Origin of the sequence: Prochlorococcus sp. MIT 0701, from assembly GCF_000760295.1 — a bacterium.
In the GTDB taxonomy this organism is placed as follows: Bacteria; Cyanobacteriota; Cyanobacteriia; order PCC-6307; family Cyanobiaceae; genus Prochlorococcus.
Genome location: NZ_JNBA01000039.1, coordinates 136,088 through 161,858 on the forward strand (window position 1 = coordinate 136,088; position 25,771 = coordinate 161,858).

Annotated in this window: 27 protein-coding genes and 1 other RNA gene; 14 read left to right on the plus strand and 14 right to left on the minus strand. The window is 49.1% G+C overall.

The genetic code is table 11. The annotated features are described in order from the left end of the window. Positions 1-82 precede the first annotated feature (82 nt). From ilvA to EV12_RS10910, 3 genes are read left to right on the plus strand one after another with little or no spacing between them, the layout of a single operon-like run. A complete protein-coding gene (gene ilvA / locus EV12_RS10900; protein ID WP_036915218.1) occupies positions 83-1,627 on the plus strand; it encodes a threonine ammonia-lyase, biosynthetic in 1,545 nt (514 codons plus the stop codon). A gap of 37 nt (positions 1,628-1,664) precedes the next feature. After that, positions 1,665-2,198 carry an SMC-Scp complex subunit ScpB gene (scpB, locus tag EV12_RS10905; protein ID WP_036915219.1) on the plus strand — a complete coding sequence of 178 codons (534 nt, stop codon included), beginning with the start codon at positions 1,665-1,667 and terminating at the stop codon, positions 2,196-2,198. Between the two features lie 26 nt (positions 2,199-2,224). Further along, entirely contained in the window at positions 2,225-2,524 is a 300-nt protein-coding gene (locus tag EV12_RS10910) for a YggT family protein (RefSeq protein ID WP_011826175.1), read from the plus strand. Here the strand turns inward: EV12_RS10910 and EV12_RS10915 are convergent. Further along, positions 2,515-3,063 carry a hypothetical protein gene (locus EV12_RS10915; RefSeq protein ID WP_036915220.1) on the minus strand — a complete coding sequence of 183 codons (549 nt, stop codon included), beginning with the start codon at positions 3,061-3,063 and terminating at the stop codon, positions 2,515-2,517. The genes EV12_RS10910 and EV12_RS10915 overlap by 10 nt on opposite strands. Further along, complete coding sequence (locus EV12_RS10920; RefSeq protein WP_036915221.1) at positions 3,060-3,389, minus strand: nucleoside triphosphate pyrophosphohydrolase family protein; 330 nt, start codon at positions 3,387-3,389, stop codon at positions 3,060-3,062. The genes EV12_RS10915 and EV12_RS10920 overlap by 4 nt, the downstream gene beginning before the upstream one ends. A gap of 79 nt (positions 3,390-3,468) precedes the next feature. Here EV12_RS10920 and pyk point away from each other — a divergent pair, with 79 nt between their 5' ends. The 3 genes from pyk to ftsH all read left to right on the plus strand — a co-directional run bounded on the left by pyk (position 3,469) and on the right by ftsH (position 8,718). After that, positions 3,469-5,253: a pyruvate kinase gene (pyk, locus tag EV12_RS10925; RefSeq protein ID WP_036915738.1), complete on the plus strand. Its 1,785-nt coding sequence runs from the start codon at positions 3,469-3,471 to the stop codon at positions 5,251-5,253. Positions 5,254-5,259: 6 nt separating this feature from the next. Then, on the plus strand, positions 5,260-6,489 hold the full coding sequence (locus EV12_RS10930; RefSeq protein ID WP_036915225.1) for an ABC transporter permease: 1,230 nt from the start codon (positions 5,260-5,262) through the stop codon (positions 6,487-6,489). Between the two features lie 312 nt (positions 6,490-6,801). Continuing rightward, entirely contained in the window at positions 6,802-8,718 is a 1,917-nt protein-coding gene (gene ftsH, locus EV12_RS10935; RefSeq protein ID WP_036915227.1) for an ATP-dependent zinc metalloprotease FtsH, read from the plus strand. 256 nt (positions 8,719-8,974) lie between these two features. Here ftsH and clpP read toward each other — a convergent pair whose 3' ends face one another. Next, a complete protein-coding gene (clpP, locus tag EV12_RS10940) occupies positions 8,975-9,697 on the minus strand; it encodes an ATP-dependent Clp endopeptidase proteolytic subunit ClpP (RefSeq protein ID WP_413350112.1) in 723 nt (240 codons plus the stop codon). On the opposite strand from clpP, the gene psb29 reads away from it, so the two are divergent. Continuing rightward, the gene (psb29, locus tag EV12_RS10945) at positions 9,650-10,378 is read left to right on the plus strand and encodes a photosystem II biogenesis protein Psp29 (protein WP_036915229.1); all 729 of its coding nucleotides are present in this window, start codon (positions 9,650-9,652) and stop codon (positions 10,376-10,378) included. The genes clpP and psb29 overlap by 48 nt on opposite strands. Here psb29 and EV12_RS10950 read toward each other — a convergent pair. From EV12_RS10950 to petN, 3 genes are read right to left on the minus strand one after another with little or no spacing between them, the layout of a single operon-like run. Beyond that, positions 10,345-11,805 (minus strand): hypothetical protein, encoded by a 1,461-nt coding sequence (locus EV12_RS10950; protein WP_036915231.1) that lies wholly within the window; start codon positions 11,803-11,805, stop codon positions 10,345-10,347. The two genes, psb29 and EV12_RS10950, sit on opposite strands and share 34 nt — an antisense overlap. A 31-nt stretch (positions 11,806-11,836) precedes the next feature. Next, on the minus strand, positions 11,837-11,989 hold the full coding sequence (locus EV12_RS14300) for a hypothetical protein (protein WP_193742235.1): 153 nt from the start codon (positions 11,987-11,989) through the stop codon (positions 11,837-11,839). A 1-nt stretch (position 11,990) separates the two neighbouring features. Further along, complete coding sequence (gene petN, locus EV12_RS10955; protein ID WP_036915232.1) at positions 11,991-12,092, minus strand: cytochrome b6-f complex subunit PetN; 102 nt, start codon at positions 12,090-12,092, stop codon at positions 11,991-11,993. 73 nt (positions 12,093-12,165) lie between these two features. Here petN and clpS point away from each other — a divergent pair, with 73 nt between their 5' ends. From clpS to EV12_RS10970, 3 genes are all read left to right on the plus strand, one after another. Then, entirely contained in the window at positions 12,166-12,462 is a 297-nt protein-coding gene (gene clpS / locus EV12_RS10960) for an ATP-dependent Clp protease adapter ClpS (RefSeq protein WP_036915234.1), read from the plus strand. Next, positions 12,456-12,635 (plus strand): hypothetical protein, encoded by a 180-nt coding sequence (locus tag EV12_RS10965; RefSeq protein ID WP_036915235.1) that lies wholly within the window; start codon positions 12,456-12,458, stop codon positions 12,633-12,635. The genes clpS and EV12_RS10965 overlap by 7 nt, the downstream gene beginning before the upstream one ends. Before the next feature lie 637 nt (positions 12,636-13,272). Next, complete coding sequence (locus EV12_RS10970) at positions 13,273-13,563, plus strand: DUF2103 domain-containing protein (RefSeq protein WP_036915740.1); 291 nt, start codon at positions 13,273-13,275, stop codon at positions 13,561-13,563. On the opposite strand, the gene ssrS is transcribed toward EV12_RS10970, so the two are convergent. From ssrS to EV12_RS10980, 3 genes are all read right to left on the minus strand, one after another. Further along, a non-coding RNA gene (ssrS, locus tag EV12_RS13280) (6S RNA) lies at positions 13,558-13,741 on the minus strand. The two genes, EV12_RS10970 and ssrS, sit on opposite strands and share 6 nt — an antisense overlap. 6 nt (positions 13,742-13,747) lie before the next feature. Further along, positions 13,748-14,929 carry a 5-(carboxyamino)imidazole ribonucleotide synthase gene (locus EV12_RS10975; RefSeq protein WP_241466607.1) on the minus strand — a complete coding sequence of 394 codons (1,182 nt, stop codon included), beginning with the start codon at positions 14,927-14,929 and terminating at the stop codon, positions 13,748-13,750. Between the two features lie 57 nt (positions 14,930-14,986). Continuing rightward, complete coding sequence (locus EV12_RS10980; protein WP_036915236.1) at positions 14,987-15,895, minus strand: carbohydrate ABC transporter permease; 909 nt, start codon at positions 15,893-15,895, stop codon at positions 14,987-14,989. Positions 15,896-15,979: 84 nt separating this feature from the next. Between EV12_RS10980 and aroB the strand changes: the two genes are divergently transcribed. Further along, a complete protein-coding gene (gene aroB / locus EV12_RS10985; protein WP_036915238.1) occupies positions 15,980-17,098 on the plus strand; it encodes a 3-dehydroquinate synthase in 1,119 nt (372 codons plus the stop codon). Here aroB and EV12_RS10990 read toward each other — a convergent pair. Continuing rightward, entirely contained in the window at positions 17,091-18,308 is a 1,218-nt protein-coding gene (locus EV12_RS10990) for a class I SAM-dependent methyltransferase (RefSeq protein WP_036915240.1), read from the minus strand. The genes aroB and EV12_RS10990 overlap by 8 nt on opposite strands. A 31-nt stretch (positions 18,309-18,339) precedes the next feature. On the opposite strand from EV12_RS10990, the gene EV12_RS10995 reads away from it, so the two are divergent. Then, positions 18,340-19,149 carry a TPM domain-containing protein gene (locus EV12_RS10995; protein ID WP_036915242.1) on the plus strand — a complete coding sequence of 270 codons (810 nt, stop codon included), beginning with the start codon at positions 18,340-18,342 and terminating at the stop codon, positions 19,147-19,149. A gap of 12 nt (positions 19,150-19,161) precedes the next feature. Here the strand turns inward: EV12_RS10995 and EV12_RS11000 are convergent, their stop codons facing one another. The 3 genes from EV12_RS11000 to EV12_RS11010 form a co-directional block, all read right to left on the minus strand. After that, positions 19,162-19,938 (minus strand): glycoside hydrolase family 24 protein, encoded by a 777-nt coding sequence (locus EV12_RS11000; protein ID WP_081939942.1) that lies wholly within the window; start codon positions 19,936-19,938, stop codon positions 19,162-19,164. Positions 19,939-20,216: 278 nt separating this feature from the next. Continuing rightward, entirely contained in the window at positions 20,217-21,293 is a 1,077-nt protein-coding gene (locus tag EV12_RS11005; RefSeq protein ID WP_036915245.1) for a hypothetical protein, read from the minus strand. Next, a complete protein-coding gene (locus EV12_RS11010; RefSeq protein WP_081939941.1) occupies positions 21,287-22,132 on the minus strand; it encodes a TIGR04168 family protein in 846 nt (281 codons plus the stop codon). The genes EV12_RS11005 and EV12_RS11010 overlap by 7 nt, the downstream gene beginning before the upstream one ends. Positions 22,133-22,196: 64 nt before the next feature. Between EV12_RS11010 and nadA the strand changes: the two genes are divergently transcribed. Beyond that, positions 22,197-23,171 (plus strand): quinolinate synthase NadA, encoded by a 975-nt coding sequence (nadA, locus tag EV12_RS11015; RefSeq protein ID WP_413314799.1) that lies wholly within the window; start codon positions 22,197-22,199, stop codon positions 23,169-23,171. 89 nt (positions 23,172-23,260) lie between these two features. On the opposite strand, the gene EV12_RS11020 is transcribed toward nadA, so the two are convergent. Beyond that, on the minus strand, positions 23,261-23,986 hold the full coding sequence (locus tag EV12_RS11020) for an esterase/lipase family protein (RefSeq protein WP_036915249.1): 726 nt from the start codon (positions 23,984-23,986) through the stop codon (positions 23,261-23,263). 921 nt (positions 23,987-24,907) lie between these two features. Between EV12_RS11020 and EV12_RS11030 the strand changes: the two genes are divergently transcribed. Next, positions 24,908-25,717 (plus strand): ABC transporter ATP-binding protein, encoded by an 810-nt coding sequence (locus EV12_RS11030; protein ID WP_036915252.1) that lies wholly within the window; start codon positions 24,908-24,910, stop codon positions 25,715-25,717. Positions 25,718-25,771: the final 54 nt, after the last annotated feature.

The following is a 25,771-nucleotide window of genomic DNA, read 5'->3' on the forward strand; positions in this document are numbered from 1 at the left end:
GGTCTTCTCAGCTATAGAACGGCGTAAGCAACCCTGGCAAGTGCAAACAGTTGCCGGATCTGAATATTGCAAGACTGGCGTGATGGACGATTATCTACAGAGGATTCTTAGGGCACGTGTCTATGACGTAGCTCATGAAACCCCCCTGGAACTGGCCAAAAACCTCAGTCGGCGTCTTAAGAACAAGATCTGGTTGAAACGTGAGGACCTACAGCCAGTCTTCTCATTCAAGCTTCGTGGTGCGTATAACCGCATGTCTCTTCTCAGCCAAGAGGAGTTGCAGCGTGGCGTGATTGCTTCAAGTGCTGGAAACCACGCTCAGGGAGTGGCACTGAGCGCCTCTTATCTCAATTGCAGAGCTGTGATTGTGATGCCGATTACCACACCCGAAATGAAGGTACGGGCAGTCCGTGCTCTTGGCGCTGAAGTCGCACTTCATGGAGAGACCTACGACGAGGCCTATCAAGAGGCCATGCGTCGAAGTGAAAAAGATGGACTCACGTTTATCCACCCGTTTGATGATCCAGAGGTGATTGCTGGGCAAGGGACGATTGCTCTGGAAATCCTGCGCCAGATCCAAGATCCACCAGATGCAATTTATGTCGCAGTTGGCGGTGGCGGACTGATCGGCGGGATTGCTACCTATGTCAAAAGCTTGTGGCCACAAGTCGAAATTATCGGTGTCGAGCCCCACGACGCTGCAGCCATGACGCTCTCGCTTGAAGCTGGTGAACGTATTGAGCTGGCAAAAGTTGGCCTATTTGCGGACGGAGTCGCTGTACGTCAGGTAGGAAAACACACCTTCTCATTAGCTCAGATGCACGTAGACGCGATGGTGACGGTAAGCACTGATGAAATCTGTGCAGCGATCAAAGATGTTTTTGAAGATACCCGCTCAATTCTTGAACCAGCTGGCGCACTAGCAATTGCTGGCATGAAGGCAGATATCGCCAAACGTGATCTTCAAGACCGCAGTCTTGTGGCCGTGGCCTGTGGCGCAAACATGAACTTTGAACGGCTCCGTTTTGTCGCCGAAAGAGCAGAGCTAGGGGAAGAAAGGGAAGCAATCCTCGCGGTGGAGATCCCAGAGCAGGCAGGCAGCCTGCGAAAGCTCTGCAACGTCCTAGCGGGGAAAAACCTTACTGAATTCAGTTACCGAATGGCGGAAGGGGATAGAGCCCAAATTTTCATCGGGGTACAGGTTTTAGACCTCAATGATCGAAGCAAACTTTTGACGCTACTTCAGTCGTCAGGATTCCCATGCCTTGATCTCAGCAACGACGAGCTGACCAAAGGGCACCTTCGTCACATGGTGGGTGGTCGGCTTCCTGCCTCAGCAAAAACCCTTTGCCGAGATGGATGTCGCGAACTGCTCTATCGCTTTGAGTTCCCTGAGCGTCCAGGAGCTCTTATGACCTTTGTCAGTGCCCTTCACCCCGAATGGAGTATCAGCATCTTCCACTACCGCAATCACGGAGCCGATGTCGGCAGGATCGTTGTAGGTGTGTTGGTTCAAGACAACGAAATGGAAAGTTGGCAGCGCTTTCTTAATGATCTGGGCTACCCAAACTGGGAAGAAACCAACAACCCCGCCTACTGCTTATTTCTGGGTGCACAGACCGTTTGATCGCGGTAACTTGGCATATTCCATAGCAGGGCCTGCCATGGCCACCGATTCCCCAGCTCAAGAGAGGGATGAGGTCTCCAGCTTCTCCTTACCAGCACGTTTAGAGGCCATTCTTTATTTGAAGGGTCGCCCTGTAACGCTCAAAGAGATGGCAGAGCTAGCCAATGAGACTGAGGATCTGATTGAGCAAGCTCTTCTTGCACTGATGGCAGGTTATGCACAGAGAGATACAGCCTTAGAGATCCAAGAGAACAATGGTCGATATAGCCTTCAATTGTGTCCAGGCCTTGGCGAGCTAGTCCACAACCTTTTACCCGTTGATCTTTCCATCGCAACACTCAGAACCCTTGCCACCATTGCCCTGAAAAAAAGAATTCTTCAATCGGAGCTGGTCGATTTACGGGGATCAGGCGCCTACGACCACATCAAAGAACTCGTTGCTCAGAACTTCATCGAACGCAAACGACAGAGCGAGGGCAGGTCTTATTGGCTCACGCTCTCTGAAAAGTTCCATCGAACCTTCTCAGTACTTCCTGATTTAGGTTCAGCCGAACCTTCTCAGGTTGCATAGAGTTCTCAGAATAGTTGTCTTCACCCATGCAAATCCTGGCCACGTTGCTACAGGTACTAGCCCAGACACTTGAGATCTACTCACTAGTGCTTATCGTGCGCGTGTTGCTGAGCTGGTTCCCTAATCTGGACTGGGCGAATCCAGTGCTGAGCACCGTTAGCTCAATCACAGACCCCTACCTCAATGCTTTTCGTGGTTTGATTCCTCCCCTTGGAGGATTAGATCTCTCAGCGATCCTGGCGTTAGTAGCCCTGAGTCTTTTACAACAAATGCTCAATAGCGCAAGTGTGGCGATCTTGAATAGTGGAATGAGCTATTACAGCTGATCAAGTGGTTGTTCCAAAGGGATCACTGCCTTGGTTCCCCATAAAAGACCAGGGTCTACAGCCTGTTCAAGCGGTAGCAGCTCATCATCGTCTCCAGCACGAGTACGAACAGGAGCCTTGAATCCCTTTGCCTTTGCCCCCTTCACTTGTAAAGGCCCTGGCGTTCCTGCCGGAATCGCCAACCGCACTGCAAAAGTACTTACGCCAGGTTGCACGTCGCCAATAGAACCAAGGCGAGCACGGTTTGGCAAAACAGGTTCACCACTTGGATCCAAGATCTGAGCAAAGACATCACTATCAATCACGGCAAAGTTGCCTGGATTGGTCACCTCACCTGAAAGCACATAGCAACTTGCGCCGATAGGCCTAGTCAGGCTGGGCTGCGCACCTGGATCTGTTTGCTCACAAGCATCGATACTCAACTGATCCAAGCTGAGGGTTGCCGCTAAGGCTTGATCACTGAAAACCAGATTAAAAACCAGAAAAACTGCAGTTAGAACTGCCTTCCATAAGGAGCTTTGCAAAAAATTCATCTTCATCGTTGATCACCGCTCCCTGAGATCTGGCCACGTGATGCCCTGCTAGCCAGCTTATCGAGATTGGCTTGTGCGACATCTTCTAAGTCAAAGCCCAGCTCACTAGCCAACTGGGCTACATACCAAAGCACATCTCCCAACTCAAGCTTGATTGCTTGGCGCGTATCCAGGTCAAAAACACCTTGTTGATCGCGAAGAACCTTCTTGACCTTGTCAGCGACTTCACCTGCCTCACCTGTGAGCCCAAGGGTTGGATAAATCGGGTTCTGACCCACATTCGGATAGCTGGCCGTAGCTCGAGCTCCATGCTGGTAATGATTAATGTCCATAGAAAATCACTGGCAACGCTGTCAACAACTACGTGTTGATGCCTGGATGGTAGTTTCCGCGATGTTTCAGGTCCCGTTGATGGCCCAGATCGATCTGACACGACGGACCAAAATCGTTGCCACAATAGGTCCGGCAACCGAGACGACTGAACGAATCCGAGAACTCGTTCAGGCAGGTGCTACCACCTTCCGGCTGAATTTCTCACACGGCGACCATGACGAGCACGCCAAGCGCATCTCCACCATCCGTCAGGTATCTGATGAATTGGGGATGCACATCGGCATTCTTCAAGACTTGCAAGGCCCCAAAATTCGCCTGGGTCGTTTTGATAAAGGGCCTATCACTTTGGCCAATGGCGATCCCTTCGCCCTGACCTCCAAACAAGTTCAATGCAATCAGTCAGTGGCTACGGTCACTTACGACAAGCTTGCAGACGAAGTCACTACCGGCAGTCGAATCCTGCTTGATGACGGTCGAGTGGAGATGAAAGTAGTAAAAATCGATCAAAGCGAACAAACCTTGCACTGCATCGTCACAGTGGGAGGGGTGCTCTCAAATAACAAGGGAGTGAATTTCCCTGATGTACAGCTATCGGTTCGTGCCCTCACAGAGAAAGATCGCCAAGATCTCGCCTTTGGCCTCCAGCAAGGTGTGGATTGGGTCGCACTGAGCTTTGTGCGCAACCCTTCGGACATGAAAGAGATTCGCAAACTGATCGGGGAACAAGGGCACAGCACCCCAGTCATCGCGAAGATCGAGAAATTTGAGGCGATTGATCAAATCGATTCAATCCTTCCTCTCTGTGATGGAGTCATGGTTGCTAGGGGTGACCTAGGCGTGGAGATGCCAGCCGAAGAGGTGCCTCTACTGCAAAAGGACTTGATTCGCAAGGCCAACAGCCTTGGGATTCCAATCATCACAGCCACCCAGATGCTCGACTCGATGGCCTCAAGCCCGAGACCCACCAGAGCAGAAGTCAGTGATGTAGCAAATGCAATCCTTGACGGCACTGATGCAGTGATGCTCTCGAACGAAACCGCTGTAGGGGACTATCCAGTGGAGGCGGTTCAAACGATGGCCACCATCGCCAGACGGATTGAACGGGACTATCCAAAGCGTCCAATCGAAACTTATCTGGCCAGCACGATTTCCAACGCTATTAGTTCAGCTGTAAGTAGCATCGCCAGTCATCTCAATGCGGCAGCGATCGTGCCACTCACCAAAAGTGGTGCAACCGCACACAACGTCAGCAAGTTCCGCCCAGCAGCACCAATCCTGGCCGTGACCAATGAATTGGCTGTGGCCAGAAAACTTCAATTGGTCTGGGGTGTCACCCCACTTCTTATCCCAACTCAGAAAAGCACCACAGCAACCTTCAGTGCTGCAATTGCTGTTGCCCAGGAAATGGGTCTTCTCAAAGAAGGAGATCTAACAATACAAACTGCTGGAACTCTTGCTGGAGTTAGCGGATCCACAGATCTGGTCAAAGTAGGAATTGTCAGTGCAGTGCTTGGCCAAGGAATCGGGATTGGCAATGGAACCGTTAGCGGCAAAGTCAGACTTGCCCTCTCCCCGAGCGACTCAGCCAGGATCGAACCAGGGGAGATTCTGGTCATTCGAGAAACAAGCGATGACTATCTCGATGCAATCAAAAAGTCTGCAGGAGTGATTACAGAACAGGAAGGAGAGGAAGACCACGCAGCCTTGATCTCAAAACGCCTAGAGGTTCCGTTCATCATTGGGGTAGAACATGCCACTAGAAACCTCCTTGAGGGAGAGCTCGTAACAATGCAGCTAAGTAATGGCACAGTCCATCGCGGCACAGGCGGCAATCTGCCAATGAAGCTCGACACAATGCTCTGAGGGCTCATGGCCAGCACACTTCCGCTCATCGAAACGGTGAGCATGGCTTTCTCAACCCTCAAAGCCAATCGCCTACGAAGTCTCCTGACAATGCTCGGCATTGTGATCGGCAATGCTTCTGTCATCACCCTGGTAGGGGTTGGCAGGGGGGCTCAGAATCTGGCTGAGGCTCAACTAAGCAACCTGGGCGCAAATGTGCTGTTTGTGGTGCCTGGCAACAACGACACTCGTCGTCGCGGTGTGGCCTTCCCACGAAATCTCGTCATCGAAGATTCAGATGCAATCGCTGAGCAAGTTCCCAGCGTGAAAAAAGTCGCACCACAGATCAGCTCAAGCGAAGTAATTCAAGCGGGTGCCCGAAGTGCGACCAGTTCAATCTCCGGGGTTACGCCAGCGTTTCTACCAGTGCGCAACTTCGAAGTGGCCCGTGGAAGATTTATTAGTGATCTTGATCTTCGTGGTGCACGCAATGTGGTTGTAATTGGTCCCGACCTTGTCAACAAACTCTTCCCAACGAGTGCTGCAGTTGGTCAGAGCCTACGAATTAAGGATCAATCTTTTGAAGTGATCGGTGTAATGGCTCCGAAAGGAGCGGTGTTTGGAAACAATCAAGATGAAAACGCTTACATTCCTCTCACAACAATGGTGAGCCGGCTCACAGGCAGAGATCCAACGTATGGCGTCAGCCTTAGTTTTATCAGTGTGGAAGCAAAGAATGAAGAAAGTACGGGGGCTGCAAAATTCCAGATCACCAATCTGCTCCGTCAGCGACATCGAATCCTGCGAGATGACGACTTTGCAGTTCGATCACAGAAAGATGCCCTCAGCATCGTCAACACAATCAGCGGAGGACTAACCCTCATGTTGGCAGCAATCGGAGGGATATCGCTGCTGGTAGGAGGCATCGGAATCATGAATATCATGCTGGTTGCGGTCAGTGAACGCACTGAGGAGATCGGACTAAGGAAGGCCCTTGGAGCTCGCAATAGCGATGTATTGAGCCAATTCCTGATCGAATCACTTGTTCTTGCAAGCTTTGGTGGCGTCATTGGCACAGCCGTCGGTATTGGCGCCGTCACAACAATCGGAGTTTTAACCCCTCTCCCGGCAGCAATCGGAATAAGCGTCGTTCTAGTCACCGTGAGTCTCTCTGGATCAATTGGTTTGATCTTCGGTGTTTTACCCGCCAGGCGTGCAGCAAGGCTTGACCCAATCGTTGCCCTACGACGCCTGTAAATTCATTTCGATTTTCAGAGAATATGCAAAGCAAAAAGTTTCTAGCAATAACAACTCCCACCTGAGAAGACCATCAAGTCATGGGCCTAACGCAAGCAACGCAGGTTGATGGGGATAAATGACTGAATCAGCCAACTCGTTCTTACTTTAAAAAACGGTTTTTAGCTAAAAATGCTGCTTGATCAAAGCAGCATCTAAAGCGGAAGTGGGAATCTCAGCTCAAACGCTGAGCAAGATGGAGCCAGAAGACCATCTAGCGGCCAACGACCTAACCATCAACACCGTTACAGTCAGTGAACCATCCACTAGCAGATGAATCAACGCTGGCGTCTCATTGCTCTCTGGCTGCTGCCGATCGGTGTTGCCTTACTGCTCGCCTGGCAAATTTTAGGAAATGGCAAGCTCACAGGAGAGCAGACAACCAACACAACTCTGGCTCCGCGCAATGCTGCGGTTACGCGGATGAGCTACGGCCGCTTCCTCGACTATGTGGAAGCAGGAAGGGTCACCGCCGTGGATATTTACGACGGTGGACGAAATGCAGTAGTGGAGGCCGTCGATCCCGAACTCGACAATCGCGTACAGCGACTACGAGTTGATCTCCCAGGTCTTGCCCCAGAGTTAATCAACACACTCAAGACCGAGGGGATCAGTTTCGATATTCATCCTGCTCGTACCACTCCGCCGGCGCTTGGCTTATTAGGCAATCTTCTCTTCCCTCTACTGCTCATTGGCGGCCTAATTCTGCTGGCCCGTCGCTCCAGCTCAATGCCTGGCGGCCCCGGACAGGCAATGCAGTTCGGCAAGACAAAAGCCCGCTTCGCAATGGAAGCTGAAACTGGAGTCAAGTTTGATGATGTTGCAGGTGTAACTGAAGCAAAACAGGATCTTGAGGAAGTGGTGACATTCCTGAAGCAACCCGAACGCTTTACCTCGGTAGGTGCTCAAATCCCAAGAGGTGTTCTGCTGGTAGGGCCTCCAGGTACTGGCAAAACACTGCTTGCCAAAGCAATTGCAGGAGAAGCAGGTGTTCCCTTCTTCTCACTCTCTGGCTCAGAATTTGTAGAGATGTTCGTTGGTGTCGGTGCGAGTCGTGTCCGAGACTTATTTAAGCGGGCAAAAGAGAACACACCCTGCCTAATCTTTATTGATGAAATTGATGCCGTAGGCCGACAACGTGGTGCCGGAATAGGTGGTGGGAATGATGAGCGTGAACAAACTCTTAACCAGCTTTTAACAGAAATGGATGGATTTGAAGGTAATAGCGGAATCATCATTATTGCAGCAACAAACCGTCCTGATGTACTTGATTCTGCGCTGATGAGACCAGGGCGTTTTGATAGGCAAGTCAGTGTGGATGCACCAGACATCAAAGGACGACTTGCGATTCTTGAAGTGCATGCACGTGACAAGAAACTTGAAGAAGATCTTTCCTTAAATAATGTAGCCCGACGGACACCTGGATTCACCGGGGCAGACCTTGCCAACCTACTTAATGAGGCCGCAATCCTCACAGCTCGACGTCGTAAAAAGGCTATCAGCCTTGATGAAATTGACGATGCCGTTGACAGAATCATCGCGGGCATGGAAGGCCGCCCACTCACTGATGGACGTAGCAAGAGATTGATCGCTTACCACGAAGTTGGTCATGCCCTAATAGGAACATTAGTTAAAGATCATGACCCTGTTCAAAAAGTGACTCTGATACCACGAGGTCAGGCTCAGGGTCTTACATGGTTCTCTCCGGACGAAGAGCAAATGCTGGTGACTCGTGCCCAACTCAAAGCTCGAATCATGGGAGCACTAGGAGGCAGGGCAGCAGAAGATGTTGTTTTTGGCGATGCAGAGATCACAACGGGTGCAGGTGGTGACATCCAGCAGGTTGCATCCATGGCACGCCAAATGGTGACACGTTTTGGCATGAGCGATTTAGGCCCAGTCTCTCTGGAGAGCGGAAATCAAGAAGTATTCATTGGACGTGACCTGATGACTCGAAGCGAGATCTCAGATGCAATATCCCGCCAAATAGACGAGGCCGTTCGAGAAATGGTTAAGCATTGCTATAGCGAAACTGTAAAAATCGTCAAGCAACATCGGGAAGCTATGGATAGACTCGTTGAAATCCTCATCGAAAAGGAAACCATAGACGGAGAAGAATTCCTTTCAGTAGTAGCAGAGTTTACATCTGTTCCAGAAAAGGAAAGAAGCATACCTATCCTCCAGAACTAATAGAGCTAGCACCTAAACAATAATCATTCATAAATTAACCAAAAGGGAATGGATCATGACAATGGATTATTGGTCCTCATTGTAAGAGGATTCTTTATTTTTAGAATAAAAAGGTTTTTAGATCAAGCTTAGGTTGGAATGATATTTTTTTTAAATCATAACAAGTCAATCGATTCATTCAGGCTGAATGCATTGATAAGTATCCATTAGAAAATAATTTTCCCTTGCAATACTTACATATCACAAGGCGCCCTTGTCATTTGACTGAATGAACAGGACGCTTATCGATCACAGTATCGACAAGGCCATAACCAATAGCTTCTTTGGGAGACATGAAAAAGTCTCGATCGGTATCCTCTTGAATTCTCTCTAGAGGTTGACCTGTCCGATCTGCTAATACTCGGTTCAATCGATCCTTAAGGAACAGAATCTCATCAGCCTGAATACGAATATCACTCGCTTGCCCTCTGGCACCACCAAGCGGCTGATGAATCATAATTCTAGAATGCTGCAAACTACTGCGTTTACCCATTGCTCCTGCGCAGAGTAGGAACGCTCCCATACTTGCGGCAAGCCCTACACATACGGTTTGAACATCTGGCTTGACATGCTGCATCGTGTCATATATACCGAGGCCGTCATAGACTGAACCTCCTGGTGAATTGATATACAAATAGATATCTTTTTCAGGATCTTCCGCCTCTAAAAATAACATCTGAGCGACAATTCGATTTGCCGAATCGCTTGTCACAGGCTCGCCAAGAAAGATGATTCTTTCACGCAAGAGGCGCGAATAAATATCGAAGGCCCTTTCCCCACGGCCCGACTCTTCAATCACAATCGGGATCATGCTGCTCTGCTCGGTTTTCACGATCTTAACGGCGCCATCAGCAGCGCTATGGTCAGATGCGAAAAAGGTCGGGCCAAGCACTTGAGTGACCGAAAGACCATTGCTGACAGCAAACGTGCGTTTAATCATGATTTCCCTCATGTCATCCCCTCGCTCTACAGACGTACAACCGATGAACTGCTTGTCGAGCTTCATCTCCTGAGCCACCAGAAGCATTTCCACCCTGACGGACTCTTTGCTATTGGCCTTAGCCAAGTTTTTGATGTCTTCACCCGTGGTTACCGACCAGAAGCTCACGTCAAGACCTTGTTCGATGCACTATGTCGAAGCTGCGGCTTCGACCCTAATGCTTTGCGCAAGCTGGCCCACAAAACACTTGAGTCCGTCCGTGGGCACAATCTTGAGGAGGTCCAAGGCTGGATCCAACAACAAGGCAAAGGGGCTCCTGAAGCTCTGGCACAGGGATTGCGTAATACTGGCAACACCAGCTTTCATTACTCACGTCTAATGGCCGTGGGCTTGCTCAGCCTGCTCGCATCTGCCCAAGGTGATGAATCCTCTGATCCCGAAAGACTGAGCCAAATCGCCCATGAACTAAGTGAATCAGTTGGATTCTCCAAAACCAGAGTTGAAAAAGATCTGAACCTCTACAAGTCCAACCTCGAGAAGATGGCCCAGGCTGTAGAACTAACCGAACAAATTCTTGAATCAGAACGTCGCAAACGGGAACAAAAAGAATCTGCAAAACTCAACACTGGATCATCAGATCAAATGTCTCAGGGGGTTGAAGCTTGTTCCAATATCAGCTGACCTGACATCCACCACCAGTGTGTTTTTTTGAGTTTGGTGCCCCGCAAATAACTTAGGTTCATATTTAACATTCTGGCCTGTTTTACGGGGGCAGACCAAAGTTCATTAAGTAAACCTAAACGATACAAAGCCGCTGTATCAGCAGACAATTTTATGACATCAGAATCAACTAGATCGATAGGTTCATTAGAGATCTCAGTCAGCATGGGTGAGTCGCCAAGAGCAATACCAAAACGGATAGGTTTTCCATTTTTTTGTTGCCAAACCCATCCACCAACAACTTTCTCACCGTCTACATAAGGTTGGCGCCAGAGCGTAAGTCCAGAGAAGTCAACATCAATCTTTTGATCTTTTTGGACAACAGCGTTAGCTTCTTTAATGAAATCACGCTGCTGCAGGCGTTGACTAACAGTATCGATGACTGGTTGCCATCGTGAGGAGCCCTCTGGTAGTTCAAGTTGGATCTGAATGCTGGCTTGAAAAGGGCCTTTAGGCTGCTTGTCTAAGCTAAATGCAAGTGGTGCTGAAGCGAGTCTCAACCTCAATTTCTGATTTATGCCATAGTTCTTATCAAGGGAATCCTGAATAATCTGCTTAGAAAGCAAACTGCCAAAAAGCAAGTCCATACTCTTCACTTGCATATTCAGAAGAGCCTGATCTGAATCACGTCTCGGCGACAATTTGATCGCCATAGGGCGATGCTGAATAGGGCTAGCATCGATGCCAACTGGAGCCAAACCAAAAGGACGATAACCAACAACTCCTTGCCATTTGAGTTGATTACGTTCAAATCGCAATGACAAACATCCATAGCGTGAACTCTGCAGGAGAGGTGCCATTGCTCCACTCACTGAAGCCAAACCATCGGGACTCCAGGTCACCGCTGGCCCATGTACTAGAACAGAACTGCAATAACTCTGTAAAGACGATTGACCAGCAGAAGAATGAACAAACCCTTTACCAAGGCTTTGAACTAGCTGTTGACGATGCAAGCCATCTGAAGCGATGACAACCATCTCATCAAGATGCTTAAAAGCAATGTTTGAAGTAACACTCATCGGCCAAAGGATCTCTGGCAGAAGCAAATAAGCCTCGCCATCATTTGCCCACGCCTGCCACCAGAGACCCCGCCCCTGACGTCGCCAAAGGTCCTTGGCCAGGTTGATCCCAAGGCGGTCCTGCCATAGACGCGGGGCTTGGCGTTGCGGATCTCCTCGAAAACTCTGGATCAACGTCATCTCTGTCATCAAGCGAGAAAGTGTCCCTAACCTGTCTGTGCGGGTTGACGACAGATGCCCCTTTAAAAGCAGGATGACGATCGTTGGGATCAAAAGCAGCGAGAAAATCCCCGCCGAACTGACAGGAAAGCGAAGAGGGATGTAGACAATCTTCTTCAGCCTTAAGAGGCCTAGGGAATGCTTAGACATCCAATCACCCTTTCCCTATGGCAGCTGGGGATCACACTTTCTCATTTGTCTTATTGCGACGACGACGATCAAGCCGATCAACGACTGAAAGATAGATAACCGAAATGGTCACAAAGCCCAAAAGGATTACGGCTGCTCCGGCGAGAAGCTGATTGGTCCCTGTGATTTGGAAAGCCTCAGGCACCTCAGAAGTTCAGTGAGCCGTCGCCATTACGTCCCCACACGACCATGGCGATAGAGAGACTGAACACAGCCGCCAGTGAGGCCCAGGCGATAGTGAACAACATAGAAGACGCAATTCAGATTGACTTAGCCTATTAAGGCTTGAACCATTTTACACGTCAAAGCCATTCATCAGTCATGACGTTCGCGACTCCTGGTACTACGCCACTTCTTGAACGTGCCAAGCAAACTCAGAGGTATCCGCAAGCCCGCGTGATCGTGCTCAACGATGAAGTAAACACCTTTCAACACGTCGTCGATTGTCTGCGAAGGATCATTCCAGGCATGAGCGAGGAGAGAGCCTGGAATCTTGCGCATCAAATTGACGGTCAAGGTTCAGCTGAGGTCTGGTGTGGGCCACTTGAGCAGGCCGAGCTCTACCACCAGCAACTGTCTGGGGAGGGCCTGACGATGGCACCACTTGAACGGTGCTGAAACAGACCAAAGCTGATCAAGGTTCAATGCAGCTCAGTGAACTTGTTCTTTTTTGGAAGATTGAAAAAAAAGACTTTTCTAGCAGCAACGGCAAAACATTGAGAGCTAAATGCCTAGGGGAATATGCATTGAGCAAAATCTTTGAAGCGTTAATATACAAAACTAACGATTGATCAACTTAAAAGGAACACATCCTGCCAGACAGAGAAAAGGGTCGACAAGCTAAAGGACATAGTTAATTCGACTTCCATCATCAAATACAAGCAAAATTAGCGAAGACTCTTTTCTAAAAACCCAAAAATAGCAAGGCTCTAATAACACCATGACCCATAATCGATAGTCATCAACAAATAGTGAAGCAAATCAAACTCTCTAGTCTGAAATGCTTATTTTGGCCAGTAGAAAATGAATCAATCCTATACACTAAGTCGTAATACAGTTATTGAAGGCTTGCTAAAAAAAGGCCTATCCATAGCTTTTAGGTTGATAGTTTACCCAGAAAATATCCAGGCTTTGAATGAACATACTAGAAAGAGCGAGGAAGATGAGACTGCGTCGATAGGTTCAATTAAAACGTTTAGCCCCCCTCCGGCACATACAACACAAGCTCGCAAGGGTGGATAGATAACACGTGAATCTGATCGCCATAAACCTCGTGGGGAGGGCCTTGACCTGGAAGCTAAAAGTAGACTGCTGGGAGTCGAAACCGCCGCAAGCAAAAATCAAGGGTTTAAGTATCGCGTCTCATACAGAGCTGCTGTCACCTTGAAACTATGGCTGGTTTCGATCAATTACAGCGAAAAAGTTGCGATGGGCCGAGTTGTAATCACGCACAGCACCTACGTAGAGGGTCTAATTCCTTGGTTAAAGGCCCTTGCAGAGGAGAAGAACATTCAAACCATTACACCAGCCGTAATCCGACGCGTCAAAGGTCATTGCCCAGAACTTCGACTCAGAATCACCACGCCGATCAAGGGTGGTTTCAAATTGGTTGCCAGACTTGGCAGTTCAGCTCAGGAGGTTTTTGTAGTCACAAAACTGGACGAAGCATCATTACTGAAACGACTTAATCACAGCCGTCCAGGCGTTCAAAAGAGGTGAACCGCCATGCCGTGCGAGCCCCAGTGTTCGACCTGGAAGAACCAGAAGGGGAGGCAAAGTGGGGCTTCGTTTCCGGAAGCAAGTCCGGTTTACGTCACCTTCACGACAGCCTCCCCAAATCGAAAGAGAGTCAGATCAGAGCACTAGAAAAAGGCCGTCACCAACACAGCAGTTCAAGAAGAATTTAAGCGCAAACGGTGTTCTGCGTCGGCCAGATTGAGCGAATATGCTCTAAGGCACTTTCCGCCTCCAGCCGACGGCTAAGCGCATCGACACCATTAAGCAGCACGGTCACATGACCGAGCTTGCGTCCTGGAGTTTCACAATCTTTTCCATACCAGTGAAGATGGAACCGATCACAACTGCGCAGCTTCGCTAGGCGCTCATCTAGAGAGGACTCTGCCCCTTTTTGCAAACCCAGAAGATTCACCATTAAGGCACCAGGTGCATGGAGCTCAGGAGCAGGCACTGGCAAGCCAGCCGCGATACAGAGTTGTTGATCAAACTGGCTGCTGCTACAGGCTTCGATCGAAAAATGTGCGGAATTATGAGTGCGAGGTGCAACCTCATTGACCTGTAGTCCGTCTGGTCCGTAGAAAAATTCAACAGCAAGCACGCCCACGTAATTGAGCTCTGTTAGAAGAGAAGCTGCCATGTTGTAGGCCATCGCTTCCACGGCATGATCAACGCTCGCAGGTGCAATCACCCAATCACACACCTGTTGGAGCTGATGAGTCTCAGCAAGCGGCAGGCTACGAACACGGCCCTGAGCATCTCGGCTAACAACAATGGCTAATTCCTTTTCGAACGTCACCCAGCGCTCAAGCAACCATTGACCCGGATCCACTGATCGAAGAAGTTGGTATAAATCATCGACACTCTTGAGAACCTTGGTTCCTTTGCCGTCATATCCCCAGCGGCTTGACTTGGCCATCACCGGGAAATTCCACTCAGCAGGAAGTTCGGGCTGATCAAAGGAAATCGAACTCAGCAAAGTCCAATCAGGGCTAGGAAGATCCATCTCGCGAAGCAACTGACGCTGCGAGATTTTGTCGACCAATGGAGCAAGCGCAGCAAGAGACGGAGAAAAACACACCCCTTGTTGTTCAAGGGGAATCAGAGCTTCAATATCGACCCATTCGTTCTCAAAAGTGACGCCACAACAGCCCTGCACGAGCTTGCTAGTAGCTTCTACATCCACTGGGTCGGCCAAGACAAGTCGAGTCGCTTCAACAGCAGCGGGATCGGTTATCGATCCCGACTGCACGACAACATCCACAGCGCGTCTTTTTGCAGCTTGCGCCAACATCTGAGCCAACTGACCACCACCGACGACCCCAATCATTGGGCTTTTAACGCTGCTCATGCAGAGAGAATTAACCACGCAATCCTGCAAGCATTGCATCCCAACAAAATTGAGATTTCACAGCAAGCCCTGATCGCCAGCGAAGGCCAAACGCACAGCAGTCAGCAACAAGACCAAAAGGAAAAGCGCCAAGCCCACCGTGCAGGCATAACTGATCTCAAGCTCAGCAAATGCCTGGTCGTAAACGTAGTAGACAAGGGTTCGAGTGGTGTCGGCGGGTCCCCCCTGAGTCATCAAGAACACCTCTTCGAACACTTTTGTAGCCGCAATCGAGGAGACCACCGCCACCAAGGTCACGTAAGGCCGCAACAACGGAAGTGTGATGTCGAGGTGTTTGCGCAAGCCATCACTGCCATCGAGTTCGGCTGCCTCATAAAGCTCTTTAGGAATTCCTTGGAGGCCGGCAAGAAATATCACCATGTAATAGCCAAGCCCCTTCCACAGGGTTACAAGCATCACTGCCGGGAGTGCCAAGAATGGATTCGTGAGAAAGCCAATCGGCACGAAATCTGTGCCAACAAAGGCGGAAAGCCAGCCATTGATAAGACCGTTCTCTGCATAAAGCCAACGGAATGCGATGGCCGCAACCACAATCGACACGAGTACAGGTGTGTAGAACGCACCGCGTAAAAAATGAATACCTGGCAAAGAGCGGTTTAACAACACCGCCAGTGCAAGTGAACCCAAAACAATCGGAGGGACCACCCCAACCAGGTAGATCAAAGTATTGATCAGCACCTTAAAAAACATCGGATCACCAGCAAGACGTCGCAGGTTGGCCAAACCCACAAAGACAAGGGGTTCTGTAACGTCGAGACCTGTTTTGGTGAAGCTCATCACAAGAGCCATCAGCGCTGGTATCAGCACGGACAAGCTGAGCAGGACGAGCGCAGGCAAGAGGAATACCCATGCCGTGAGAGTGGTCCTCCAAGACTGTCTTAATCCCCGAAACAGAGGACCAGCCATCACCACAATGCCTGTACTGACAAGAGATTACGTGGGAGCGTGTGATACCGCCCGGCAAACTGAGATAAGCAGACTTGCTCTTTGATGTCCGCTCTTGTGAGTATCGACGCCCAACGGATCCCGGTAGCACTGAGCCACCAGCCCTACGAGGTGGTCATTGGAGGTGAAGGCTTGCGGGGGGTTGGCAAGGAGCTTCGCCGCGCTGGGCTGGAAGAAGGCATCAAGGTATTGGTTGTCAGCAATGCTGATGTTGCTGAGCCATATGGTGATCTTTGCCTCCAAAGCCTTAGAGAGAGCGGTTACAGGCCCACTCTGCTGGTGATCGAGGCCGGAGAAGATCAAAAGACGCCAGTGAGCGTGGCGTTAATTCACGATGCAGCCTATGAAGCACAGCTAGAAAGAGGATCCTTGATGGTTGCTCTTGGCGGTGGGGTCGTGGGCGACATGACTGGATTTGCAGCAGCTACTTGGCTAAGAGGTATCTCGGTGGTGCAACTTCCTACAACCCTTCTGGCAATGGTGGATGCCGCGATTGGTGGCAAGACAGGCGTTAATCACCCGGGCGGGAAAAATCTGATCGGAGCATTTCACCAACCAAGGCTTGTATTAATCGATCCCTCAACCCTGAACACATTGCCGGAACGTGAATTCCGAGCAGGGATGGCCGAGGTGATCAAATACGGGGTGATCGGTGATGCAGCACTTTTTCAACTCCTAGAAGGCATTCAAGAACTGAACACACCATCACAACTCCATCAAGGCCTACTGGAGAAAATTCTCGAACGTTCAGCACTCGCGAAGTCGAGAGTGGTGAGCTCAGATGAACGAGAGGGCGGGCTGCGCGCCATCCTTAACTACGGGCACACCTTCGGGCATGTGGTGGAAACCCTCTGCGGCTATGGAACCTGGCTGCATGGTGAAGCTGTCGCCATCGGCATGGTGGCGGTTGGGGAGCTGGCGGTGTTGCGACAGAGCTGGAACAGGGATGATGCCAACCGGCAAAAGTCTCTGATCGCAAAGGCAGGGCTGCCGATTGCTTGGCCCAAACTTGATCCAGAGGAGGTGCTGTTTACCCTGCAAGGGGATAAGAAGGTCAAAGATGGAAAGCTTCGCTTTGTGATTCCCACCGGCATTGGCAACGTCGAAATCAAAAACGACGTAAGCAGAGAGGAAATCCGAAAATGCCTATCAGAGCTCAGCTAACCGGTTCCTCAAGGAACCGACAGCGAAGTTCACCGACCTCGACATCAACAGAAGGTTTGTGCCTCAACTCGAACGCCAACCAACGAAACTCTCCCAAACCCGCTGGATCAACAAGACGCAACAGTGCTTCCCTTCTGTTGAGGGCAGCAGAGAGCTGACTGGTAGGAAGACTTTGGAGAGCATGAAGCCTCTCTGCCAAGCCAAGTGCCAAGAGTGCCTGCCCCTGTCGAGACTCGCCGAGAAAGGTCCAACCCTGCTGTTCGGCCTGGTGCTGAAGAGTTTCGATACACAGATGTGCAGTGAGATCCCACCGACCTGGATCTTGAAGTAATTCGCCACTAGCTCTCTGCTGGCGATAAGCCATCAGAGTTCCGCAAGGTCTCATCGCGCTGTAATAACGACGGGCCTCGAGGGCATAATCGATGACAAGTAAGGGACCGCAACACAGAGCAGAGGCTGCCTGGCCCAACCACGACTTCAGCTCAGAATGCCATTCACTGCACCAACCATCAGCAGCATCAGGAGGGGGGATCTGAATGCCTAAACACATTCGGGCCTCAGTCAAAGCTGAATGCAAAGCGTCTGTAAGAGAAAGCTCAGTGAAGCGGAGATGAGCAACCGAATCGACGTTCTCAAGACAAACACCCTGCCGCCATAGACGTTGATCGCGCCACACCAACCGCTCCACAGGCAGAGCATCCAACATTTCATGAGCAAGCATCACGCCAATAGCGGGAGCTTGAGCCAACTCATCAAGACTTCGCCAGTGAATCGGCACAGTGGTGACAGATTCCAGTCGCTCTCGTTGTCGCTGGGCCATGGCCTTATTGCTCTCCACCAAAACCAGCTGCAGCCTTGGCAACAGTGCTGGGCATAGATCCTCCAGGGCTGAGATCAGATCAGCACTTAAATCGCCTTCACCAGGACCCACCTCTATCAACGATAGGGACCTTCCCTTGTCAACACGCGGCTGAAGTTGCTGGAACCAATCAACCAGTTGTATGGCCAAAAGTTGGGCAAAGTCAGCTCCTAAGGAAGGCGAAGTCGTGAAATCACCCTGCCGACCAATACGAAGCTGACCGGAGGCATAGGCCCCATAGTCCTGGTCATGCAAAGCCCAGTCCATGTACTGATGGAAGCTGATGCTTCCTCCAGCCTGATCCAATCGATTGGCCAACCAAGCTGGACAAGGCACAGAGCAGCGATCCATTGGAGAGAATGCCTGTCACTGAGACAGGCCCATGGGAGCACATCAGAGGCAAAGACCCTTTAAAAACCTGCTGGCATGTTTGCTTTGCTTGCTGTGTTGCGCAGGATCGGTTTACGCCTACGACAACCCTGAACTGCTTCCACAGCAGCAAACACCAGTGGTTGATCTGGCGAAGGCCTTCAGCGAAAACCAACTCACCAACCTGGAAAAATCACTGGACGAGTTTGAAACGAGAACAGGCTGGAAATTACGTGTACTGACCCAGTACGAACGAACTCCTGGACTTGCAGTTCGAGAGTTCTGGGGGCTTGATGAACGTAGTTTGCTTGTTGTCGCCGACCCACGCGGTGGAAATCTGCTCAACTTCAACGTGGGTGATGCGTTATATGCACTGATGCCTCGTACCTACTGGGTAGAGCTGCAAACCCGCTATGGAAACCAGTTTTACGTGAAGGATCACGGCGAGGACATCGCCATCCTCGATTCACTCAATGCCGTAGAAACCTGCTTGGATCGAGGTGGTTGTCAATTTGTACCTGGGCTGCCATTAGAGCAATGGTTATTGACATTCACCACATCACTACTTGGTGGTGTGGTTGCTGGCCTTGCTTCCTACCCCAGGAAAGAAGGAGAACTGATCGCTTGGCCTTGGCTATTGCTCGCCTCCCCGCTATGGATCATGTTGTTTGGAATCTTCGGGATTGCCCCTGTCGTGTCGCGAACTAGTGATCTTCTACCGCTACTGCGCAATGGGCTGGGTTTTTTGGGTGGAGCTGTAGCGGCATACCTCTTTGCTCAAGCAACATTGGGAGATAGGCAAAAGCGAGAGTCAGAGCCTTAGCTTCAATTGATATCAGCGACTTTGAATGCTGCAAAGAATTGTGGGGGGTTTGCAGACAGGTCTCCTAGCTGCGTCAGTACCAGGTTCAGCAAGATCTTGACGGCGCTGATCCCTGATCAACCTGAGTTGCGCCAAGTTGAACTTGTAGAAACCAAGCAAGCGGGAAAAGCGTTTCACAGGCTGGCCGTAGTAACTCCTGCCGCTCAGAGTGGGGAATGAAGCCCATTCAGGCGCAAGTTTTGCTGCTAATAGAGGGGTCATAAACCCTGAATCGGTAAGCCCTAAAGCCTTGCGACGTTGAACAAGAAAGAGAGCCCCCTGGTCCTGAACTTCTGGACCGAAACCACGAAAACCAAGACTGCGCGTCACCATGTCCCAGGTAAAAGGCATGAATTGATAAGCCCCTGCAGCTGCACTTGCGTAACGAGAGGAGTAAATGACTCGATTGGGATGACGATCTAATGAAGCCATGAGGCCTCCACCAAACATCACTCGATAACCAAGGTCATGTCCATTCTTCCAAGTACCTTCAGCAAAGCGAATGGTGTTGAGAAGGGCCCGACGCTCCGGGGTGATCACAAATGGAAAGGCCGCTGAGGGAACCTGTTCTGGAGTACTTAGCGACTGGGAACGGGCTGTTAGCTCAAGAGATGGAAGTGCAGGGGGGTGAGGGATATGGGTATTGGTTGCTTGCGCTGCTCCAGCTGCTATTGAGAAAGGGAGAAAACCAGCTGCGACTGCTGAGATAAGACGATAGACAGTCGGTGCGGGAGCGATCATTCGTTGCATTCAGAGAACAAAAACCCTTGGAATGGGGGAAAGGTTCGGGCAATTCCCAGAAGCGAATGGGAGATGCCGATGAGCCAAGGATGACTATTAAACCAAATTATTTAACAATCGCGTTGACTTTGACGAAGCTGGCCAAAAGGGACAGCCCGCTTGTGGCGGTGCGAGAATCGTCCACTCGAGGCGAGAATTCAGTTGAGCCCAAATATCTCTGAGATCCAAGTTGAAGAATCAGCGTTGTACAAATTGAACTATCTAAGTTTTTTGATTAGTAATTCTGATTAAGCGACGAGTTCAACTACAGCTCGTGCTGCCGCCAAGGATCCATCGACAGCCAGCGGTTCATGCGCCGCTGGTATCAGGGGTTGATCTAACTCCCATTCTCCAAGCTCGAGGGCCTCGCGCTCAAGCAGCCGATGGGCTGCATGGCTTTGCAAACCGTTGATCAGTGCCATGGACTCCGCAAAGCCATCTCGAAGAACCACATGAAGACCGACGCCCAAGCTGATGGCTTCACAGAAGCTGCTGTAACCAGGCTTTCCAAGGTGCCTAGAGCAGTAAGGAAGAGCATCGACAACTCGAATTGAGCTGGGTAGATAGAAAACATTCTCAGGTGATTGCATGCTCAGGCAAGTGTCAGCAAATCGTGGTTTAGGCATTAAAAAGAGGTGATCAGGCCAGCGTTGGAACAACGCTGAGTCGAGTGCTAAACCCAGTCCGCCAAATCCCACCATCACGATTGGACCTTTAAAAGATTCAAGTTTCTGCTGGAGTTCTAGCGGTAGTGATCGAGGTGAAGGCGCAGTTATGCCAAGGCTCTGTTCAGGCAGCCCCCAGTTCATTGCAAGTGAGAATGGGCAACGTAACAACTTCTGACCACGTGAGTATTCAACTGCCGCAGCTTCAGCGTGGGTAAGAAAAAAATCTCCGAGAGGGGCGTAGATCTCATCCCAACCAAAGTTGCCCATCCAAACCAAAGGAACACCAAGCTGATCAGCTAACTCAGCAGCAGCAGGTGGAATGTCAGCAAGTACAAGCACCGACATGCGTTGAGACTGGATCCAAGAGACCTCAACCGCAATCTGGGCAGGAATGTCTTGTTCAAGTTCCTGCAAAGCCTTGAGAGTGGCTATTTGGTCAATGGCTAAGGCATTCGCCTGAACCATGCCCACATCCCAGCGCAGTTTGCGGTGTTCGAAAGGGACACCTTGAAGCGCAAGGTTGAGGAATTGGGAGTCCACATCCGTGCTCACTACCAAGCGCCATTGCGGCTGAAGGCGATGCAGTTCTATAAGTACAGCAGCCTGTCGTGCTGCATGGCCATAGCCATGGCTGCTCAAGCAGAGGTAAATCAGCACTGTTTCACCAATGGTGTTGCTCTCTCAAACAGAGTCTGTTCATAGGCCAAGGATGAATCTGGAAGAAACCAACGGTGGCTTACCTGGCTTAGCTGTCCATCAAGGAACTCGACCCAGGAAAAGTGACACAACTGACGACCAGAGGAATCACTGCCACGCCGAGGTACACAAGCAGCATTGAGAAAAACAGTGCCAAAGCGATCCTGAACACAGGTTTGCCGCAAACCTGTTCCGCGTTTGAGATCGTGATGCATGTGGCCAAAGACAACCAGATCTGGCACCCGATCCTTACGGATCCGATCAAGGGCCATCGCAAGATCTTGATCGCCCCAATCGAGAGCGGGAACTTTCCAATCACGACCACAAGGGCTCTGAGCATCTGAGCCGAGGCCCGTCGGACCGGAATGAGCCAATATGACTAATGGCCATTGGGGTGGTGCCTGCTTTGCAGCCGCTTCAATCCGGTCTGCAGATTCACTTACCGACATCGGGCCAAAGATCGCCTGAACGGCTTTGGCGAGATGAAAGCCACCTCCAGCACTACAAGGGCGTGCGCCAACGACAGCAATCGGTGGAGACTGCCATTGGCGCAAACTCCAACCGCAATGACGGTCGCCTAACAACGTCAATTGACGTCGGAGGACTTCGCCACTGTGATCACGTCCGTGGTCATGATTACCAAGAATGACAGCTGTCGGCAGGGGAAGCTGTTGTATTGCTTTGACCAACTTGAGATCTCCTTCGCTGAGATCACCTACAAACAAAACAGCGTCTGGCTGAAGTTCAGTCAGTAAGTACTGATCATCAGGTACCCATACACCATGGAGGTCTCCAACTATGGCGAGGCTCTGGCGTGACAGGGCAAATGTCTAGGCTATGGCCATACTGCCCTAGATGGTCCGAATGACCGCTGTTTGCACCGCCAAGACGGTCTCTCCAGTGCCATCAACTAAAAAAGAATTAAAGGGTGCCATTGCTGAGCTCCGCAAAAAACTCAATGCCGTGATCCTGGCTCACTACTACCAGGATCCAGAGATACAAGACATAGCCGATTTCATTGGTGACTCCCTTGAACTCTCACGTAGAGCTGCTAGCACAAATGCAGATGTGATCGTGTTCTGCGGGGTGCACTTCATGGCAGAAACAGCAAAGATTCTCAGCCCGGAAAAAATGGTATTGCTACCAGATCTCGAAGCGGGATGCTCCCTTGCTGATGACTGCCCAGCGGATGAGTTTGCTGCTTTCAGAGACAAGCACCCAGATCACATTGTGGTGAGCTATATCAACTGCACTGCTGCGGTTAAAGCCCAAAGCGATCTGATCTGCACGAGTAGCAATGCTGTAGCTCTTGTAAGCCAATTACCAAAGGATCGACCGATCCTATTTGCACCGGATCAAAACCTGGGAAGGTGGGTTCAAAAGCAGAGCGGAAGAGAACTGACGATCTGGCCTGGACGCTGCATGGTGCATGAAACATTCAGCGAAGAAGCTCTGCTAAAACTAAAAATGATGCACCCCGAAGCTAAAGTAATAGCTCATCCGGAGTGCCTAGAAAATCTACTAGAATTAGCGGATTATGTTGGCTCAACGAGCAAATTGCTTGAATATACAGAAACAAACCCTGGCACAAAGTTCATCGTACTAACAGAGCCAGGCATCCTGCACCAGATGAAACAGAGGATGCCAAACAAAGAATTTATGGATGTTCCAGGTATTGACGGTTGCAGCTGCAATGAATGCCCTTATATGAGACTAAATACACTAGAAAAACTCTGGAGATGCTTAAGCACAATGAAGCCATCAATAGAAATTGAAGAGGGAGTACGGCAAAAGGCGCTTATTCCGATTCAACGCATGTTAAACATGAAAGCAAAATAAATTACGACACGATACAAACAAAATAATTAAAGTCTAAAGTAACAAGAAAGATATTAGATATTGAGAATAAATGCGTTTAATGCATAAACTTAAGCATTGATCCCTTGATTAAATCCCATGGCGATAGGCCACCATTGTTCTATTCGATCTGGAGATCCATACCAGGAGTTCCCAAATAGACCACCATGGGCTGTATGTTCAAGGATTAGTTTTCGTGATTGAAGAAGCAATGCGGAACTAAGCGGTACTAATCCATCCCCAGGCGATTGAGGATCACCTGAGATACTCTGGTAAGAATTTGCTGCGCTACGCTTTGCAAACTGGCTAGCATATGGAGTGTCTAGTAATAAGCGGCCAGCGACTGAAATATAATCGACTTCATGTGAGAAATAACAAGCCGGATAGCGTTTATCAACAAGGGCGCGTAGAGGTGTAGCACGAACAGCTTGATGAGGACTGCCAAGCATCACTAAGCGATTACATCTTAGATGACCTGCATAGACACGACCAGAAAAGGGTTGATCTCCAAGATAGAGACGTAGCATTACACCTCCAGAACTATGACCAATAAGTGTCACCTTTCCGGTATGGGATAGAGACTGAAGATCTTGAACAATTGCATCAACACGATCAAGGAGTCTTCGCCAGCCTATGGCCCATGAAGTGAGCAGCCAATCAAATTTGGATGAAGGTACGACCCTTACAATCGAACCTTGATGGTTCTGAATCCAGCCAGCCAAGGATGCATAGGCCTCATCTGTGATCAAGAAGCCGCCAAGGATTAAAACAGGTTGATTAGGATCGACAGCTTGCATGGAGTAACTTAATTAGGGAGAGGAGCGATGATTGAGATAAGGTGCCTGTTGCAAGATGCATAAAAGTATTTAAACAGATGCAGATAGTATAAAAAATGAAAAGTTAGTAATAATCATGAAAAATCAAAGGTGATCAAATCTGATCTTGGTAAATACCGAGTGTTACTCCTCCAAATATTAATATAGCGATAAGTAGGGGGAAAATCATAAAGCTCTTATCATTAATTGGTAGTTGCAAAATTATAATCGTAAACCCAACTAAAGCTGAAGTGAAATATCCAATGGCAGAGGAGGTGAGAAGGAAATCTGAGATTGGGAGACTCAAGCCAGGCACGATTAGAATCCTGCGAACAGACTTTAAACCAAAAATCAATGTTATCATTGTAACAAGTAACATTAGCCCTAGCAAGACCCACCAAAGAGACTGTTGATTATAAAGAAGCCACCATGAATAACAAGACAGCAAAAAGGTTATCGAAGCAATGAGGCGAAAGAAAATAGATTGCTTCATTCCTTCACTTTATAATAAATTACTCTATACGGAAGAGGTTTTTTATTCAAATGCAAATCAAATTTAACAGAGTAGAATCATCGCGATGTTAACGCACGGGTAAGCCGTCAAAGGGGCATGGATAAAGCTACTAGGATTAGGAAAGACATCATGAAATATATTCTGAAGCCTGAACAATATTGGATGGAATATTAATGAACAATTGACTATGGAAAGAAGGAAAAGGTATGATCTGTTAAATGCTAGGTTATCTACATTATAGGATATATGACTAACAGGAGAGAGCAAGAAGCATGAGTGAAAATTTTGTTATTGCATATTTATAATCAAGTCAGCAGTTGCTTGACTGTATAGAAAGAAAGATAATAATATACGTGCATAGGAATTGTAAAAATTCTGGTCTTAAGCTAATGACAGACGAAACACCATGGCTAGACATAAAGAACGTAGAGGCCTGGCTTGGACCTACCCAGGTTTTCAGAAACCTAACATTAAGATTGATTCAAGGAGAAAACACGGCAATCTTAGGGCCTAATGGATCTGGTAAAACAGCACTTGTAAAATTAATCAGTCGCAATATATATCCCATAGTCAAAACCGATTCTATGATAAATATCTTCGGAAATCAAACAATTAAAGTCAATCAGCTACGTTCACGTATTGGAGTGGTTTCGACTGACCTGGAGGTACGCACCCAAGACTTTATTAGAGCTAAGGATGTAGTTTTATCTGGATTTTATGGGTCAATAGGAATCAACATTAACCGTATACAAAAAGAGGAAGAGATCAAAAAAGTGCAGAAGCTAATGTCAGAGCTAGGGTTGCAAAAGATATATTCGAGACCATTCGGTCAATTATCAGATGGAGAAAAACGTCGTTTATTAATTGCCAGAGCAATGATACACAAGCCGGAAATATTAGTATTGGATGAACCCACAAATGGACTCGATCTGAAATCACGACACCAGTTACTGGCATGTATTCGCATGTTGTGTAAAGGCAAAACAACGATAATTTTAATAACACATCGTGTTGAAGATATAGTAGAGGAAATGCAACGAGTCGTATTCCTAAAGAAAGGAGAAATCATTCGGGATGGCGCACCTAATGATCTACTAAAATCAGAACCACTAGGAAATCTATATGAAACACCACTAGAAATTATTTTTGTCAATGGACATTATCAGGTAATGCCTGGACAGTTAAAAAGCCTTCCATAGGAACTCAAGCCAAAAACATTATTAACTATCAAGAATAATTATATAAGATTTTAT